This window comes from Pantoea sp. SoEX (assembly GCF_009829945.1).
Taxonomy (GTDB): Bacteria; Pseudomonadota; Gammaproteobacteria; order Enterobacterales; family Enterobacteriaceae; genus Pantoea_C.
This window is the reverse complement of sequence record NZ_SZZT01000001.1, coordinates 206,422-222,000: the sequence shown is the minus strand read 5'-3', so window position 1 is coordinate 222,000 and position 15,579 is coordinate 206,422. Positions and strand designations below refer to the sequence as shown.

Annotated in this window: 15 protein-coding genes and 1 tRNA gene; 10 read left to right on the top strand and 6 right to left on the bottom strand. The window is 26.1% G+C overall.

The annotated features are described in order from the left end of the window. From sufB to sufE, 5 genes are read left to right on the top strand one after another with little or no spacing between them, the layout of a single operon-like run. Positions 1-1,503 carry a Fe-S cluster assembly protein SufB gene (sufB, locus tag FD726_RS00945; RefSeq protein ID WP_159989711.1) on the top strand — a complete coding sequence of 501 codons (1,503 nt, stop codon included), beginning with the start codon at positions 1-3 and terminating at the stop codon, positions 1,501-1,503. A gap of 33 nt (positions 1,504-1,536) precedes the next feature. Then, positions 1,537-2,274 carry a Fe-S cluster assembly ATPase SufC gene (sufC, locus tag FD726_RS00940; RefSeq protein WP_159989710.1) on the top strand — a complete coding sequence of 246 codons (738 nt, stop codon included), beginning with the start codon at positions 1,537-1,539 and terminating at the stop codon, positions 2,272-2,274. Beyond that, on the top strand, positions 2,258-3,562 hold the full coding sequence (sufD, locus tag FD726_RS00935; protein WP_159989709.1) for a Fe-S cluster assembly protein SufD: 1,305 nt from the start codon (positions 2,258-2,260) through the stop codon (positions 3,560-3,562). Before sufC ends, sufD begins: the two co-directional genes overlap by 17 nt. Further along, positions 3,559-4,785, top strand: a complete 1,227-nt coding sequence (sufS, locus tag FD726_RS00930; RefSeq protein WP_159989708.1) for a cysteine desulfurase SufS — start codon at positions 3,559-3,561, stop codon at positions 4,783-4,785. The genes sufD and sufS overlap by 4 nt, the downstream gene beginning before the upstream one ends. A 60-nt stretch (positions 4,786-4,845) precedes the next feature. Continuing rightward, positions 4,846-5,301 carry a cysteine desulfuration protein SufE gene (gene sufE / locus FD726_RS00925; RefSeq protein WP_159989707.1) on the top strand — a complete coding sequence of 152 codons (456 nt, stop codon included), beginning with the start codon at positions 4,846-4,848 and terminating at the stop codon, positions 5,299-5,301. Positions 5,302-5,309: 8 nt separating this feature from the next. Here the strand turns inward: sufE and FD726_RS00920 are convergent. Continuing rightward, positions 5,310-5,385: transfer RNA gene (locus FD726_RS00920), tRNA-Val, on the bottom strand. A gap of 269 nt (positions 5,386-5,654) precedes the next feature. Between FD726_RS00920 and FD726_RS00915 the strand changes: the two genes are divergently transcribed. Together FD726_RS00915 and grxD are read left to right on the top strand one after the other, a co-directional pair. Next, positions 5,655-6,149 carry a riboflavin synthase subunit alpha gene (locus FD726_RS00915; protein ID WP_370514795.1) on the top strand — a complete coding sequence of 165 codons (495 nt, stop codon included), beginning with the start codon at positions 5,655-5,657 and terminating at the stop codon, positions 6,147-6,149. A gap of 240 nt (positions 6,150-6,389) precedes the next feature. After that, positions 6,390-6,749, top strand: a complete 360-nt coding sequence (grxD, locus tag FD726_RS00910; protein ID WP_159989819.1) for a Grx4 family monothiol glutaredoxin — start codon at positions 6,390-6,392, stop codon at positions 6,747-6,749. 11 nt (positions 6,750-6,760) lie between these two features. Here the strand turns inward: grxD and rnt are convergent, their stop codons facing one another. Further along, positions 6,761-7,423, bottom strand: coding sequence for a ribonuclease T (gene rnt, locus FD726_RS00905; RefSeq protein ID WP_159989706.1), 663 nt, complete (start codon positions 7,421-7,423; stop codon positions 6,761-6,763). Positions 7,424-8,111: 688 nt separating this feature from the next. On the opposite strand from rnt, the gene pdxH reads away from it, so the two are divergent. Both pdxH and tyrS read left to right on the top strand, forming a co-directional pair. Next, positions 8,112-8,768, top strand: coding sequence for a pyridoxamine 5'-phosphate oxidase (gene pdxH, locus FD726_RS00900; protein ID WP_204162666.1), 657 nt, complete (start codon positions 8,112-8,114; stop codon positions 8,766-8,768). Between the two features lie 58 nt (positions 8,769-8,826). Continuing rightward, positions 8,827-10,107: a tyrosine--tRNA ligase gene (tyrS, locus tag FD726_RS00895; protein WP_159989704.1), complete on the top strand. Its 1,281-nt coding sequence runs from the start codon at positions 8,827-8,829 to the stop codon at positions 10,105-10,107. 59 nt (positions 10,108-10,166) lie between these two features. Here tyrS and nth read toward each other — a convergent pair whose 3' ends face one another. From nth to manA, 3 genes are all read right to left on the bottom strand, one after another. Then, the gene (nth, locus tag FD726_RS00890; protein ID WP_159989703.1) at positions 10,167-10,802 is read right to left on the bottom strand and encodes an endonuclease III; all 636 of its coding nucleotides are present in this window, start codon (positions 10,800-10,802) and stop codon (positions 10,167-10,169) included. 127 nt (positions 10,803-10,929) lie between these two features. Next, positions 10,930-11,244 (bottom strand): RnfABCDGE type electron transport complex subunit B, encoded by a 315-nt coding sequence (locus tag FD726_RS00885; RefSeq protein ID WP_159989702.1) that lies wholly within the window; start codon positions 11,242-11,244, stop codon positions 10,930-10,932. A 191-nt stretch (positions 11,245-11,435) separates the two neighbouring features. Next, positions 11,436-12,617, bottom strand: a complete 1,182-nt coding sequence (gene manA / locus FD726_RS00880; protein ID WP_159989701.1) for a mannose-6-phosphate isomerase, class I — start codon at positions 12,615-12,617, stop codon at positions 11,436-11,438. Positions 12,618-12,737: 120 nt separating this feature from the next. Here manA and fumC point away from each other — a divergent pair, with 120 nt between their 5' ends. After that, entirely contained in the window at positions 12,738-14,132 is a 1,395-nt protein-coding gene (fumC, locus tag FD726_RS00875) for a class II fumarate hydratase (protein WP_159989700.1), read from the top strand. A 54-nt stretch (positions 14,133-14,186) separates the two neighbouring features. Here the strand turns inward: fumC and pntB are convergent, their stop codons facing one another. Continuing rightward, positions 14,187-15,578, bottom strand: a complete 1,392-nt coding sequence (pntB, locus tag FD726_RS00870) for a Re/Si-specific NAD(P)(+) transhydrogenase subunit beta (RefSeq protein ID WP_159989699.1) — start codon at positions 15,576-15,578, stop codon at positions 14,187-14,189. Position 15,579: the final 1 nt, after the last annotated feature.

Genomic DNA, 15,579 nt, shown 5'->3' with positions numbered 1-15,579 from the left:
ATGTCACAAAATATAAAATCATCTAAAAATATTCCATTTTTGGAAAGTAATATAAATTATAAAGAAGGTTTTTTTACAGAACTAGAAACAGAAGTGATTACGCAAGGTATAAATGAAAATATAGTGCATGAAATTTCTGAAAAAAGAAATGAACCAAAATGGATGCTAGATTTTCGTCTTGAAGCTTTTTACACTTGGTTAAAGATGGAAGAACCACATTGGTTACAAGGACACTATAATAAAATTAACTACCAGAATTATATTTATTATTCTACACCTTCATGTAATAATTGTGAAACTCCTCTAAATTATACTAATTTTGAAGATAAATCAAAATATTCAGAAAAGAAAAACAATAAAAATTATTTAACTAAAGCAGTAGAAAATACTTTTAATAAATTAGGTGTACCTATTCGTGAAGGAAATCAAGTTGCTATGGATGCTATTTTTGATTCAGTTTCTGTTGCAACAACATATAGAGATGAATTATTTAATAAATATGGAATTATTTTTTGTTCATTTAATGAAGCTATTAATAAACATCCAGATTTAGTTAGAAAATATATAGGAAGTGTAGTACCAATAAATGATAATTTTTATGCATCTTTAAATTCTGCCGTAGCATCAGATGGTACTTTTGTTTATATTCCAAAAGGAATACGTTGTCCTATGGAGTTATCTACATATTTTCGGATTAATGCAGCAAATACAGGACAGTTCGAAAGAACTATTTTAATAGCAGAAGCTGATAGTTATGTAAGTTATATTGAAGGATGTTCAGCACCTATACATAAATCTAATCAATTACATGCAGCAGTAGTAGAAGTTATTATTCATGATAACGCTGAAGTAAAATATTCTACAGTACAAAATTGGTTTCCAGGTCATCAAGGAAAAGGAGGAATTCTAAATTTTGTCACTAAACGTGCATTATGTGAAGGAAAAAATAGTAAGATGTCTTGGACTCAGTCTGAAACCGGTTCTTCTATTACTTGGAAATATCCTAGTTGTATTTTAAAAGGAGATAATTCAGTAGGTAAATTTTACTCAGTAGCATTGACTACTGCGTATCAACAAGCTGATAGTGGTACCAAAATGATTCATATTGGCAAGAATACAAAATCTACAATTATATCAAAAGGGATATCTGCTGGCAAAAGCAAAAATACTTATAGGGGGTTAGTAAAAATTTTACCTAATGCAAAAAATGCACGAAATTTTACACAATGTGATTCTATGTTAATTGGACGTGATTGTAGTTCACATACTTTTCCGTATATAGAAAATGCAACTAATACAGCACATTTAGAACATGAAGCTAAAACCTCACGGATAGGTGAAGATCAAATGTTTTATTTCTTACAACGTGGCATAAGCGAAGAAAATGCTATTATGATGATAGTTAATGGTTTTTGTAAAGATGTTTTTTCTAAATTGCCTTTAGAATTTGCTGTGGAAGCTCAAAAATTACTATCTATTAGTTTGGAACATAGTGTAGGTTAGTGTTAAGCAATTTGATAAGGAATCAACGATATCATGTTGAAGATAAAAGAATTAAATGTAAGTATTGAAAATAAAACTATTTTAAATGGACTGAACCTTGAAATAAAACCTGGAGAAATTCATGCTATCATGGGTCCTAATGGATCGGGAAAAAGCACTCTTTCTTCCACTATAGTTGGACGAGAAGAATGTATAGTTAATAATGGCTTAATAGTTTTTAAAAATAAAAATTTATTAAAATTAGAACCTGAAGAAAGAGCTCGTGAAGGAATATTCATGGCATTTCAATATCCAGTAGAAATTCCTGGAGTCAGTAATCAATTTTTTCTCCAAACAGCAGTTAATGAAATACGTAAGTATAGAAAACAAAAAGAATTAGATCGGTTTGAATTTCAAGATCTTATTAAAGATAAAATGACCCTTTTAGATATGCCTTTAGATTTGTTAAAACGTTATGTAAATGTAGGTTTTTCTGGAGGAGAAAAAAAAAGAAATGATATTTTACAAATGTCTTTATTAGAGCCAGATTTGTGTATTTTAGATGAAACTGATTCTGGACTAGATATTGATGCTTTAAAAATTATATCAAACGGTGTTAATAATTTACGCAATAAATTTCGTTCTTTTATTATTATTACACATTATCAGCGTATTCTCAATTATATAAAACCAGATTTAGTACATGTTTTATACCAAGGGAATATAGTTAAATCTGGAGATTTTTCATTGGTAAGACAGTTAGAGGAGCACGGTTATGGCTGGCTCACCTAAAAAAAATTACAACAGTATTTTAAATAATTGGTATAGTAGTTTGTTTACTGTAAACGGTGTTATTCGTTCAAAACAATCTAAGAAACATTGGGATCAATTAATACAAATTGGTTTGCCTACTATTAAAAATGAAAATTGGAAATATACTCCATTAGATAAAATGTTATCAAAAAATTTTGTTTTACCTAATAAAATAGTATTAGACATAGACAAAATTAATGAACTATCAATAAATTTAAATGCCTGTAGGTTAATTTTTATAAATGGATATTTTATGCAATCATTAAGTTCTTATGATAAAGATATCTTTGAAGTACAAAATAAAATTAAAGGTGAAAACATTAGGTTACCAAATCCAATTCAACCAGAATTTTTTTTACATTTAACTGAAAGTTTAGCTGAAGAAATTACTATAATCCGTGTTTTAAAAAATACAACACCCCTAGTTCCTTTGTATTTGTTTCATATTACTGAAGGTCAGCAATATATAACTGATAGTCAGCAAAATAATATTAGTACTGTTAATTATCGTCATCATTTAATTGTAGAAAACAATACTAAAGCTGAAGTAATAGAACATTTTTTAACTTTAAATTCAGGTTCACATTTTACTGGTTCACGTTTAACATTGCATGTAGCTGATAATGCAAATTTAGAGCATACTAAATTTGCATTCGAAGATACTAACAGTTATCATTTTTCACATAATGATATAATTGTTGGTTATAATTCACAAGTTTCTAGTAATATATTTGTAACAGGATCAAATATATGTCGTCATAATACTAGTACGAAATTAGATGGAAAGAATTCTAAAGTTACAGTTAATAGTTTATCATTACCAAAAAACAAGGAATTAACTGATATTAGAACTTATTTAGAACATAATAATAGCCATTGTAAAAGTAGGCAAAAACATAAAACAATAGTATTAGATAAAAGTCGAGCAGTATTTAATGGACATATTAAAGTTTCTTCTAATGCAATTAAAACAGATGGAACTATGATCAATAATAATTTATTACTATGCGAACAAGCTGAAGTTAATACTAAACCTCAATTAGAAATTTATGCAGATGATGTAAAATGTAGTCATGGAGTAACTATTGGCTGTGTTGATGATGAACAAATTTATTATTTAAGATCAAGAGGAATAAAAGAAATTGATGCACAAAGAATGTTAGTAAATGCATTTTCTTTAGAACTAATCGAAGTATTAAAAAATAATATATTAATTGAAGCTATTTTAAATCGTATAGATAAAATACTATATAGAGGAAATATGTGACAAATTTTAATTTTGAACTAATTAGAAATGATTTTCCTATTCTAAAACAAAAAATCAATGGTCATTGCTTAGCTTATTTTGATAATGCAGCTAGTTCTCAAACACCGTTAAAAGTAATTGAAGCTGAAAAAAATTTTTATACAAATAATTACGCAACTGTTCATAGAGGTATTCATACATTAAGTGCACAAGCAACTATACATATGGAAAATGTTAGAAATCAGGTTGCACATTTTTTAAATGCTTCTTCAAAAGATGAAATTATATTTGTTAAAGGTACTACGGAAGGTATAAATTTAATAGCTAATAGTTGGGGTAGTAATATAATAAATAAAAATGATAACTTAATTATTACTGAAATGGAACATCATTCTAATATAGTTCCATGGCAGCTTTTAGCTAACCGCACAGGGGCAGAAATTCGTGTATTACCTTTAACTAAAGAAGGTAAATTATGTTTAAAACAACTTACAAATATAATGGATAAAAATACACGTTTATTAGCAATAACTCATGTTTCTAATGTTTTAGGTATAACTAATCCAATAAAAAATTTTATCTCTCACATTAAATCTTCTGGAATTATAACAGTTATAGATGGAGCTCAAGCTGTTATGCATCATAGAGTTGATGTTCAGGATATCGGATGCGATTTTTATGTGTTTTCAGGACATAAAATATATGGACCAACTGGAATTGGTATATTATATGGTCGTAAAAGTTTACTAAATGATATGCCTCCATGGGAAGGTGGAGGTGCAATGATTAATAATGTAGCATTGCCTAATAGCACTACTTGGAATACTATTCCATGGCGTTTTGAAGCAGGAACACCTAATATAGCTGGAATTGTTGGATTAGGAGCTGCTTTAAATTATATAGAAAAATTAGGTTTAGATTTAATTAATCAACGTGAAACCGCTTTGATGTATTATGCGTATAAAAAAATATCTTTAATACCAAATATTAAATTATATAGCCCGTTTAATAACAATGGTATTATTTCATTTAATCTTGGTGAACATCATCCGTATGATGTTGGAAGTTTTTTAGATCAATATGGTATAGCTATTCGCACAGGTCATCATTGTGCAATACCATTAATGAAGTATTATAAAGTTAAAGCAATGTGCCGAGCTTCGTTAGCTTTCTATAACACTGAACAAGAAATAGACCGTTTAGTATCGAGTTTGATACATATTAATAATTTATTAAATGATTAACTATAATTTTTACTATTATTTAAAAATCTTAAAAAATAAATTTTATTGGAGTAATGATCAGTGACTTTACCAGAAAAAGAAAAGTTAATTATCAACTTTAATAGATGTGATAATTGGGAAGAAAAATACCTTTATATAATTGAATTAGGAAAAAAAATTCCAATTATATCTGAAAATCTACATATTCCTGAAAATATGATACACGGTTGTCATAGTCAAGTATGGATTAAGATAAGTCCACAACCTGATAATACTATTTTGTTTGAAGGAGACAGCGATTCAGTTATAGTCAAAGGATTAATTGCCATAGTATTTATTCTTTTTCAAAATATAACATTTTCAGAGATAATGATCATAGATGTAAAATACTGGTTTAATAAATTATCATTAATGAGACATATTACACCAACTCGATCAAAAGGAATAGAAGAGGTAGTTAAATCTATTCGCAGTAACATAAAAATTTATCTTAATAATTTAAATGATAATAAAAACAACATAGAAATTTTATACTAAATATAAATTGGTGCGTTCTAATGGACTTGAACCATTGACCCCCACCATGTCAAAGTGGTACTCTACCAACTGAGCTAAGAACGCAATATTCTAAATAAGAAATTATACATAATTTAACATAATTTTATCAATCTTTTATTTATAATAATTGTAAATAAATATTTATTGATTTCAAATTAGTTTATACATTTACTTTAAATATAATAAGATTAAATAAGGTTAAATAAAATGTTTACTGGAATTGTACAAGGAATAGGCGAAGTAGTATATATAGAAAAAAAAAAATACCGTATATTTATATAGTTAAACTACCAAAAAAATTAACGTACGATTTAGCGTTAGGAGCATCTATTATGGTAAATGGTTGCTGCTTAACTGTAGCTAGTATTGATGATGTTTTTGTCAGTTTTGACGTAATTAATGAAACATTAAGAATTAGTAATTTAAATAATTTATGTCAGGGAGATATGGTTAATATTGAGCGTGCAGCTAAAATAAATAACGAAGTAGGAGGTCATTTGATGTCTGGTCATGTTATGACAACTGCTAAAATTCACGAAATTAATAAATCAGATAATAGTTATGTTTTATGGCTAAAAATTAAAGATGTTGATAAAATGAAGTATATTTTCCATAAAGGTTTTATTGGAATAGATGGGATTAGCTTAACAGTCGGAAATATTTTTGAAAGATTTTTTTGTATTTTTCTTATACCAGAAACATTAAATCGCACTACTATTGGACAGAAAAGTTTAGGTTACTGTACAAATATTGAGGTGGATTCAAATACCCAGGTAGTAGTTCATACTGTTGAACGCCTATTATCATTAAAAAAAATGTTACTCTAAATATTTTGTATACAATCATTATTTTATTTTTTAAAATATTTTTATAATTTATAAAAAAAGATGATTATTATAATCATATAAATTAGATATAAAAATATTTTTCAATTAAATTATTATTACTGTCAATAATAATATTTATATAAAATAATTAAGGATATTATTTAATAAATATTAGTATTTATATTATTTCATTGTTCCACAGATAAAATATGTTCTTGATGCCACTAGGGGATGATTATTATGGTTATTACTACATTAGAAAAAATTAAGAAGCAGATTTCAGAAAATCCTATTTTATTATATATGAAAGGTTCACCTAATCAACCCAGCTGTGGCTTTTCTGCACAAGCAGTGAAATTTTTGTCAGCTTGTGAAACAAATTTTGCTTATATAGATATATTAGAAAATCCTGATATTCGAGAAGAACTGCCTAAATATTCTAATTGGCCTACCTTTCCTCAGTTGTGGATTGATGGTGAGTTAATAGGCGGTTGTGATATTATAATAGAGATGTTTCAATGTAATGAGTTACAATCAATTATCAAAAAAGTAAAAAACAAATATGAATTAATAAATAAGCAAAAAGAAATTAAATATTGAATTATTATTATTCAACTAGAATTATTTTCTATATTATTAGCAGATTTGGGAGGCCAACCTCCTAATCTCTTCCAACGATTGACTAATTCACAAAATAGTACTGCAGTTTGTTTTGTATCATATAGGGCAGAATGAGCTTGAATATTATCAAAGCTGATTCCTGCAGCTTTACAAGCTTTTGCTAATACTGTTTGACCAAGAATTATTCCACTTAACGTAGCAGTATCAAAGGTAGCAAAGGGATGAAAAGGAATGTGTTTTAAACTAGCACGTTCAACAGCTGCCATCATGAATTTAAAATCAAAAGTTGCATTATGAGCTACCATAATAGCACAATTACAACCGGTATCTTTTATTCCTTTACGGACCATATCAAAAATAGAATTTAGTGCTTCAGATTCACTAACTGCACTACGTAAGGGATTATTTGGATCTATTCCAGTAAATGCTAGTGAATCTGGATTTAATATAGATCCTTTAAATGGTTTAATGTTAAAATGTTTTTTTTCATTAAGATGAATCCATCCACCCTCATCCATTTTAAGAGTAACTGCGGCAATTTCTAGTAAAGCATCTGTTTGCTCGTTAAAACCAGCAGTTTCTATGTCAATTACAACAGGATAAAAACCACGGAATCTTTTATTAATAGAATTTAAATAATTTAGTTCAGACATACAATCTCATTATCAAACATGAACTGCTAATCAAAATAAATATCTCTTTTTCTCATTAAAAGTTAGTGATAATTATTTTTCTATTAATTTTATTATTATAATAAAATTAAATAATATTACTAAAATAAGATTTTTAAATCATTATTTTTATTAAAAAATAAAAATATTTGTTGATTGCTTTAATATAATTAATAATATGTTATTCTCGTAATGTTTTAATATTAAAAGTTGTTATAATATAAAAATTATTGTTGATATAAAGATTAACTTCATCTTATTGTTTAGATATATTATATTTATTTTATTTGAGGATAATATCAATTAAAATAATCTTACTATTTTACTTGACTAAGTATATATTAAATTATCGATATAATCATTATTTAATGATACAATTAAACAAATTATTTTTTAAATATCTGATATTAATTGACAAACAATATATTTTAATTACATATCATTATATTAATAATAAATATTTCAAAATATATTATTGTGTATAAATATTTATTTCATAATAAAATTTAAATGTCATATTATAAATAATTAATTTCTTATTAAGAAGAAATTAATTTTATTTATTGAATAATAATTTGTTATTGGTAATAATATTTAATTTAAAGTAATGATATTATCAAATGCTAATATTTTAATAAAATTCCTATTAATAAGATAATGAGTAATGAAGATGAATTCTTTCAAAGAATTACCTGATATATCTAGCTTAAGGCGGGAATATACAAAAGGACAATTAAATCGTCAAGATTTACCAGAAAATCCTCTAATATTATTTGAAAATTGGTTAATAAAAGCTTGTGCATCATCATTGCCAGATCCAACAGCAATGACACTAGCAACGGTAGATGAAAATGGAAAACCTTATCAAAGAACTGTATTGCTAAAACATTATGATATTAACGGACTGGTATTTTATACAAATCTTAATAGCCGAAAAGTTTTTCATTTGAATAAAAACCCAAATGTTTCATTACATTTTCTATGGCATTTTTTTGATCGTCAATTAATGATTTTAGGCAGAATAGAAAAATTACCAATTTTAGAAACAATAGGATATTTTAGTAAACGTCCTCGAGAAAGTCAAATAAGTGCTTGGGTATCCAAACAATCTTCTCATATTAAATCTCGAGAAATTCTTGAAAAAAAATTCATAGAATTAAAAAATAAATTTAAAAATTGTGAAGTTCCATTACCTAGCTTTTGGGGTGGTTTTAGAGTTAAAATTGAGACAATGGAATTTTGGCAAGGAGGTAAACATCGTCTTCATGATAGATTTGTATATCAATTAAAAAATAAGGTTTGGGAAATAAATCGTCTTGCACCATGAATATAATTTATATTATATTCAAATTAATTAATAATTTTTAATTAATTTGGACATATACATGATAAAAAATAATATTATAGGATATTTAAATAGTAGAAATCTGATATTCCAATTAACAAATAAAGACTTGTTAGAAAAAAAATTGGAACAAGGATCAATATCAGTTTATTGTGGTTTTGATCCTACAGCTGAAAGTTTACATTTAGGACACCTGATACCTATAATATGTTTAAAACATTTTCAAAATTTAGGTCATAAACCTGTTTTATTATTAGGAGGAGCTACAGCTTTAATTGGAGATCCCAGTTTTAAAGCGAAGGAACGTAAATTACAAGATAAAGAAACTATAGTACAATCTGCAGAAAAAATAAAAAAACAACTTACAAGATTATTAGATTTCAATTGTGGTTTTAACAGCGCTATTATTGTAAATAATTATAATTGGTTTAGTAATATCGATTTGCTAAGTTTTTTAAGAGACATAGGAAAACACTTTTCTGTAAATCAAATGATTAGTAAAGAAGCTATTAAACAACGTTTAAAACGAAATGATCATGGTATATCTTATACTGAATTTTCTTATAATTTATTACAAAGTTATGATTTTGCTCATTTAAATAAGAAATATGGTGTTTTTTTACAAATTGGTGGTTCTGATCAATGGGGTAATATCACTTCAGGAATTAATTTAACACACAAACTCAATAATGATCAAGTTTTTGGTCTAACCGTTCCTTTGATTACAAAATCAGATGGAAGTAAATTTGGAAAAACGGAAAAAGAAACTATATGGTTAGACCCTTTAAAAACTACTCCATATAAGTTTTATCAGTTTTGGATAAATATTTCTGATTGTGATGTTTATCTTTTTTTAAGATATTTTACGTCTATTGATAATGATAAGATAACTGCACTAGAATATGAAGATAAAAATGTTAATAAAATCCCTCAAGCTCAGTACGTCTTAGCAGAATATGTAACTCGTTTAGTTCATGGAGAAATTGGTTTGATTTCTGCAAAGAGAATTACTTGTAGTTTATTTTGTAGTAGTATATCTGATTTGAGTGAATTAGATTTTGAACAACTTGCTATTGATGGTATGCCAAATATTACTATAAAAAAAGATACATTTAAAGATTTACATAAAATATTAGTAGAAACAAAGCTAGCATCATCATTTACTCAAGCTCGTACTATGATTAATAACAATGCAATTTATGTAAATGGTAGAAAAGAATCTAATATAAGTTATAAATTTGATAAAAAAGATATTTTATTCAATAAATATACTTTATTACGTAGGGGGAAAAAAAATTATTATCTGATTTCTTGGTTGTGAAATACTATTTAATAATTAGTTTTGTATTGTAAATACTAATAATAACATGATTAATAATATTATATGTTTGTTATTCTATAGTAATCACATAAATCATTAATATTACAAGTAGTACATTTTGGTTTACGATATTTACAAACATGACGTCCATGTAGAACTATCCATAAATGACAATTTTTTTTGAAAACATCTGGAACTACTTGTAATAACTTATTTTCTACTTGTTTAACATTTTTGCCTAATGCAAAACCAGTACGGTTGCAGAAACGAAAAACGTGAGTATCTACAGCAATTGTCGGTTGATCAAAAATAATATTCAGTATGATACTTGCTGTTTTAGGTCCAATTCCTGGTAATTTTTCTAATTCTATCCTATTGTTTGGTATTTGGCTGTTATATTTTTTTAATAAAATATGGCAAATTTTTATTATATTCAATGCTTTAATGTTATGTAATCCTATAGGTTGAATATATTTCTTTATATTATCTAAACCAATCTCTAAAAAACTTATAGGATCATTTGCTTTTGAATAAAGTTTTTTAGTAACTTTATTGACCATTATATCAGTAGATTGAGCTGATAATAATGTTGATATTAGAAGTTCAAATGGTGAACAAAAATGAAGTTCTATAATAGGTTTAGGATTGTCCTTTGCGAAACGATCAAGTATTTTTATACGTGTTGCCTGTTTCATTCATTTGTTTTATTATAAATATGGTATTTAACATATAGTATCATGTTTATATAGTATCATGTTTATGATGTAAAATAATTGACTTTTTTAATTGGAAATCAGTAATTATTTATTTAATAAATAAAAATTATATTTCATTACATATTACATTCAATTTAACCAATGTATTATTGACATTCCATTCAAAATTATTCATTAAAATATTTGAAGAAATTATTTTTATACAATTAACAGGACAGTAGTCAATACATAAATTACAATTAGTACATTGATTACTTATGACAGTATGAGTAGTACGTACAAATCCTACAATAGCTTGCACAGGACATATTTGAGCACACTTATTACAACCTATACAATTGTTCTCTTCAATAAAAGCTATATTCTTTGAATTAATTTCAGAAATATTTGATTTCATGCTAAGTATTTTTTTTATTTCCATTTTTATTTTACCTATTATTCTACATTCATTATTTATTATTTTTAATCAACCAAACTTTGATTCTGATTCATAGAGCATAAACGCATTACTGATATTATATTGTTACGTTATAAGTAATTTTCACTAATTGAAAATAAATTAATATTTTTATTGCAAATTAAGAAATAATTTTGAATGTATATTTTAATTAACTAATTCATGTCCTTGTTAAATACTCTTGCTATGCAACCATTTCCTGTAATAATAATTGGCATTTCATCTGCAGAAACGAAACAAGATTCTCCTGATTTAAATAAGATATTTTTATTATTTTTAATAATACTAAATTCACCTGAAATACAAAATAATATTGCCATACTTTTTTGATATATGGTTTGATGTATATTTTGCAATGAATGTACTGCAAAAGCAAAATCTTTAATTGGAATTAAAAATTGTATTTCATTTTTTAATTTTTTAGTTTTTATCAAAATTTGATTTTTAAAAGTTTCTTTAAATTGTATATTTATCAAAAAATCTGATATATCTATGTGTTTTGATGTTAAACCTGCACGTATAACATTATCAGAATTAGCAGAAATTTCTATTGCATTACCTTTTAAATAGGTATGCGGAATTCCTGGTGGTACAAATAATGCTTCACCAGGTTTAAGAGAAAAAATATTTAGAAATATTAGTAAAAATAGACCATTATCTTCAGGATAGTTTATCATTACATTTTTAATAGTTTTCCATGGTTCTGTTTTTAAATATTTTATATTTGATTTTAGAATTTTTAAAGCTATAATTTTTTCATTGTTTTTTAAACATAAAAAATATTTTAATAATTTTAATAAATTGCTATTATTTGGTCTATTTTGAAATTTTGAAATTAATGGATGTATATCTATAATTTTATCTAGTAATGGAATTATTTGAGAACAATTTCTAAAACCAATTAAAGCATGAAAATCAGTAATGGCATAAATAAGTTCAGGCTTATGATTTTTATCTTTATAATTACGTTTATTCATATCTAATTTGATCGATAATTTATTTTCTTTTAAAAATCCTCTTTTAGCAAAAGATTTTTTTGGATGCACTTGAATTGACAATGGGTTATCAATACATAATATTTTAAATAGGAAAGGTAATTCGCCAAAATATTTAGCTACTGCATTACCTAAAAATTTATCAGGATCTATATTTATGATTTCACTAAGCAAACGTAGTTGATTATTATAATACACTTTTGAAGGATTTTGATAATGTGTACCTATCCATAATTCTGCGATAGGTAATTTTTTAGAATTATGAATATTGTAAGTATCAGCTAAAAAATCTATACTTCCCCATTTATAAAACTTTAACGAATTTTTTAATTTTAATATCATATTATATATGGCAATATCTTCAAATAATTTATTATATTATAATATTTTAAATAAAACATTATTTATAACTGAAAAAACTAATTTATTATTCATATAACACATTTTCAAAAGGAGATAATAATGATACCTAGTCGTGTTGAAAAAGATTCTATGGGATCTGTAAACGTTCCTAATAATAGACTATGGGGAGCGCAAACTCAACGTTCATTAGAACATTTTCATATTTCCAATGAAAAAATGCCCATTGTATTTATACATTCATTGGCACTTATAAAACTTGCCGCAGCAAAAGTAAATTGTGATTTAGGAATATTAAATCAAAACATTGCTAATGCAATTATTAAAGCTGCTGAAGAAATAATGGACGGAAAACATAATGATGAATTTCCACTAGTAGTATGGCAAACTGGTTCTGGAACTCAAACAAACATGAATATGAATGAGGTACTAGCTAACAGAGCAAGTGAAATTATGGGGGGTAATAAGGGTGTATCAAAATTAGTACATCCCAATGACGATGTAAATAAAAGCCAAAGTTCTAATGATGTATTCCCAAGTGCTATGCATATAGCATCTGTTATTTCTATTACTGAACAAATGATACCTAATATCATTACATTAATAAGTACTTTAAGTAAAAAATCCGAAAAATTTAAAAATATAGTAAAGATAGGTAGAACTCATTTACAAGATGCTATCCCTTTAACTTTAGGACAGGAAATTTCTGGTTGGGTAACTATGCTTGAAAATAATCTTAAACATATAGAACAAAGTATTCCTGATTTATGTGAAATTGCTTTAGGTGGTACAGCAGTTGGTACTGGATTAAATACTCATCCTAAATATGCAGTTAATGTTGCTAAAGTAATTGCTAACCTAACTCAACAACCTTTCGTTACTGCACCTAATAAATTTGAATCTTTAAGTAGCACAAATGCTATAGTAAATGCACATGGTACACTAAAAAACTTAGCAGTATCCTTAATGAAGATTGCTAACGATATAAGATGGTTATCATCAGGCCCACGTTGTGGAATTGGAGAAATTACCATCCCAGAAAATGAACCGGGCAGTTCAATAATGCCTGGAAAAATAAACCCAACACAATGTGAAGCAATTACTATGATTTCTTGTCAAGTAATGGGAAATGATGTTGCTATTAACATAGGTGGTTCATTAGGTAACTTTGAACTTAATGTATTTCGTCCAATGATAATATATAATTTTCTTCAATCTATTCGCCTTATTTCAGATGGTATAGATAGTTTCAATCGTTATTGTGTTACTGGCATTGAACCAGTATATGAACGTATTAATAAGTTTTTAAATGAGTCATTAATGTTAGTTACTGTACTTAATAATCATATTGGATATGATAAAGCTGCAAAAATTGCTAAAAAAGCATACAAAGAAAGTATAACACTTAAAATAGCTGCAATACAGCTAGGATATTTAACAGAAAAAGAATTTGATAATTTAGTAAAACCAGAAAAAATGGTTGGAAATATTATATGATTTTAAATATTAATCATTTGTAATATCATAATATATTTTTTATATAAAAACATATTAAATTAATTTTAGGATGGAATCCATAGTATTTTTTGCATCACCAAATAGCATATAAGTATTTTGTTTAAAAAATAATGGGTTATTAATACCAGAATAGCCAGAACCCATAGATCTTTTAAAAACTATAACATGTCTAGCTTTCCATACTTCTAGTACTGGCATGCCAGATATTGGACTATTAGGATCTTCTTGTGCTGCTGGATTTACAGTATCATTAGCTCCAATGACTAGTACTGTATCTGTATTAGTAAAATCATCATTAATTTCTTCCATTTCTAATACTAAATCATAAGGCACTCTAGCTTCTGCAAGTAAAACATTCATGTGACCAGGTAAACGCCCAGCAACAGGATGAATACCAAAAAAAACTTTAACACCTAATTGTTGAAGTTTTTGAGATATTTTTGCAACTGAATGTTGAGCTTGTGCAACTGCCATTCCGTAACCAGGAGTAATAACAATAGATGAAGAATTTTTTAAAATTTTAATTAATTTTTCTATTGAAATTTCATTATATTTCCTTCCTATATCTTCTTGTTTAATTGCTATTTTATTTTGTGTTAATCCTCCAAATATTACGTTAATAAATGAACGGTTCATTGCTTTGCACATAATGTAAGAAAGTATCGCTCCTGAAGAACCTACTAAAGAACCAGTTATAATTAACAAATCATTTTGTAATGTAAATCCTGCTGCTGCTGCTGCCCAACCAGAATATGAATTTAACATAGAAACTATTACTGGCATATCAGCACCGCTAATAGATAATACTAAATTAGCTCCTAATAAAAGTGCTATTACAACCATCGTTGTTAATAAAATTATTTGAATTAAAACAATATCATTACTAATAAAAAAGTACAAAAATAAACAACAAATACCAAATATAAAAGCATTTAATTTGTGATGATATGGAAAAGATAGTTGTGACTTAATTTTTCCAGAAAGTTTACCGAATGCTATTAAAGAACCGATAAAAGTTATTGTACCGATAAATATTCCTATAAAAATCTCTATTAGATATAAACTACCTTCTGTAAGCATTACTGGATTTAATATATAATTAATATAACTATTAATTCCTACTAGTACGGCTGATAAACCAACAAAACTATGTAAAATAGCAATTAATTCAGGCATTTTAGTCATTTCAATTTTTTTTGATAAAAAAATACCAATTAATCCACCTATAAACATTGATATAAAAATCAATATAATACTATGAATAATTTGTTGAATTAAAATAGTAGTAATTAATGCAATTGCCATTCCTATTATACCAAAAAAATTTCCTTGTTTAGAAGTATTATGTTTTGAAAGACCTTTTAAACTAAAAATAAAAAGTATTGCAGAAATGATGTATGCTGAAATCACTAATCCACTAGACATA

Excerpts from the sequence above, each read along its gene's own strand:
- sufB (WP_159989711.1), top strand. The coding sequence starts at position 1 with ATGTCACAAAATATAAAATCATCTAAAAATATTCCATTTTTGGAAAGT.
- sufC (WP_159989710.1), top strand. The coding sequence starts at position 1,537 with ATGTTGAAGATAAAAGAATTAAATGTAAGTATTGAAAATAAAACTATT.
- sufD (WP_159989709.1), top strand. The coding sequence starts at position 2,258 with ATGGCTGGCTCACCTAAAAAAAATTACAACAGTATTTTAAATAATTGG.
- FD726_RS00915 (WP_370514795.1), top strand. The coding sequence starts at position 5,655 with ATGGTAAATGGTTGCTGCTTAACTGTAGCTAGTATTGATGATGTTTTT.
- grxD (WP_159989819.1), top strand. The coding sequence starts at position 6,390 with ATGGTTATTACTACATTAGAAAAAATTAAGAAGCAGATTTCAGAAAAT.
- rnt (WP_159989706.1), bottom strand. The coding sequence starts at position 7,423 with ATGTCTGAACTAAATTATTTAAATTCTATTAATAAAAGATTCCGTGGT.
- pdxH (WP_204162666.1), top strand. The coding sequence starts at position 8,112 with ATGAATTCTTTCAAAGAATTACCTGATATATCTAGCTTAAGGCGGGAA.
- tyrS (WP_159989704.1), top strand. The coding sequence starts at position 8,827 with ATGATAAAAAATAATATTATAGGATATTTAAATAGTAGAAATCTGATA.
- nth (WP_159989703.1), bottom strand. The coding sequence starts at position 10,802 with ATGAAACAGGCAACACGTATAAAAATACTTGATCGTTTCGCAAAGGAC.
- FD726_RS00885 (WP_159989702.1), bottom strand. The coding sequence starts at position 11,244 with ATGGAAATAAAAAAAATACTTAGCATGAAATCAAATATTTCTGAAATT.
- manA (WP_159989701.1), bottom strand. The coding sequence starts at position 12,617 with ATGATATTAAAATTAAAAAATTCGTTAAAGTTTTATAAATGGGGAAGT.
- fumC (WP_159989700.1), top strand. The coding sequence starts at position 12,738 with ATGATACCTAGTCGTGTTGAAAAAGATTCTATGGGATCTGTAAACGTT.
- pntB (WP_159989699.1), bottom strand. The coding sequence starts at position 15,578 with ATGTCTAGTGGATTAGTGATTTCAGCATACATCATTTCTGCAATACTT.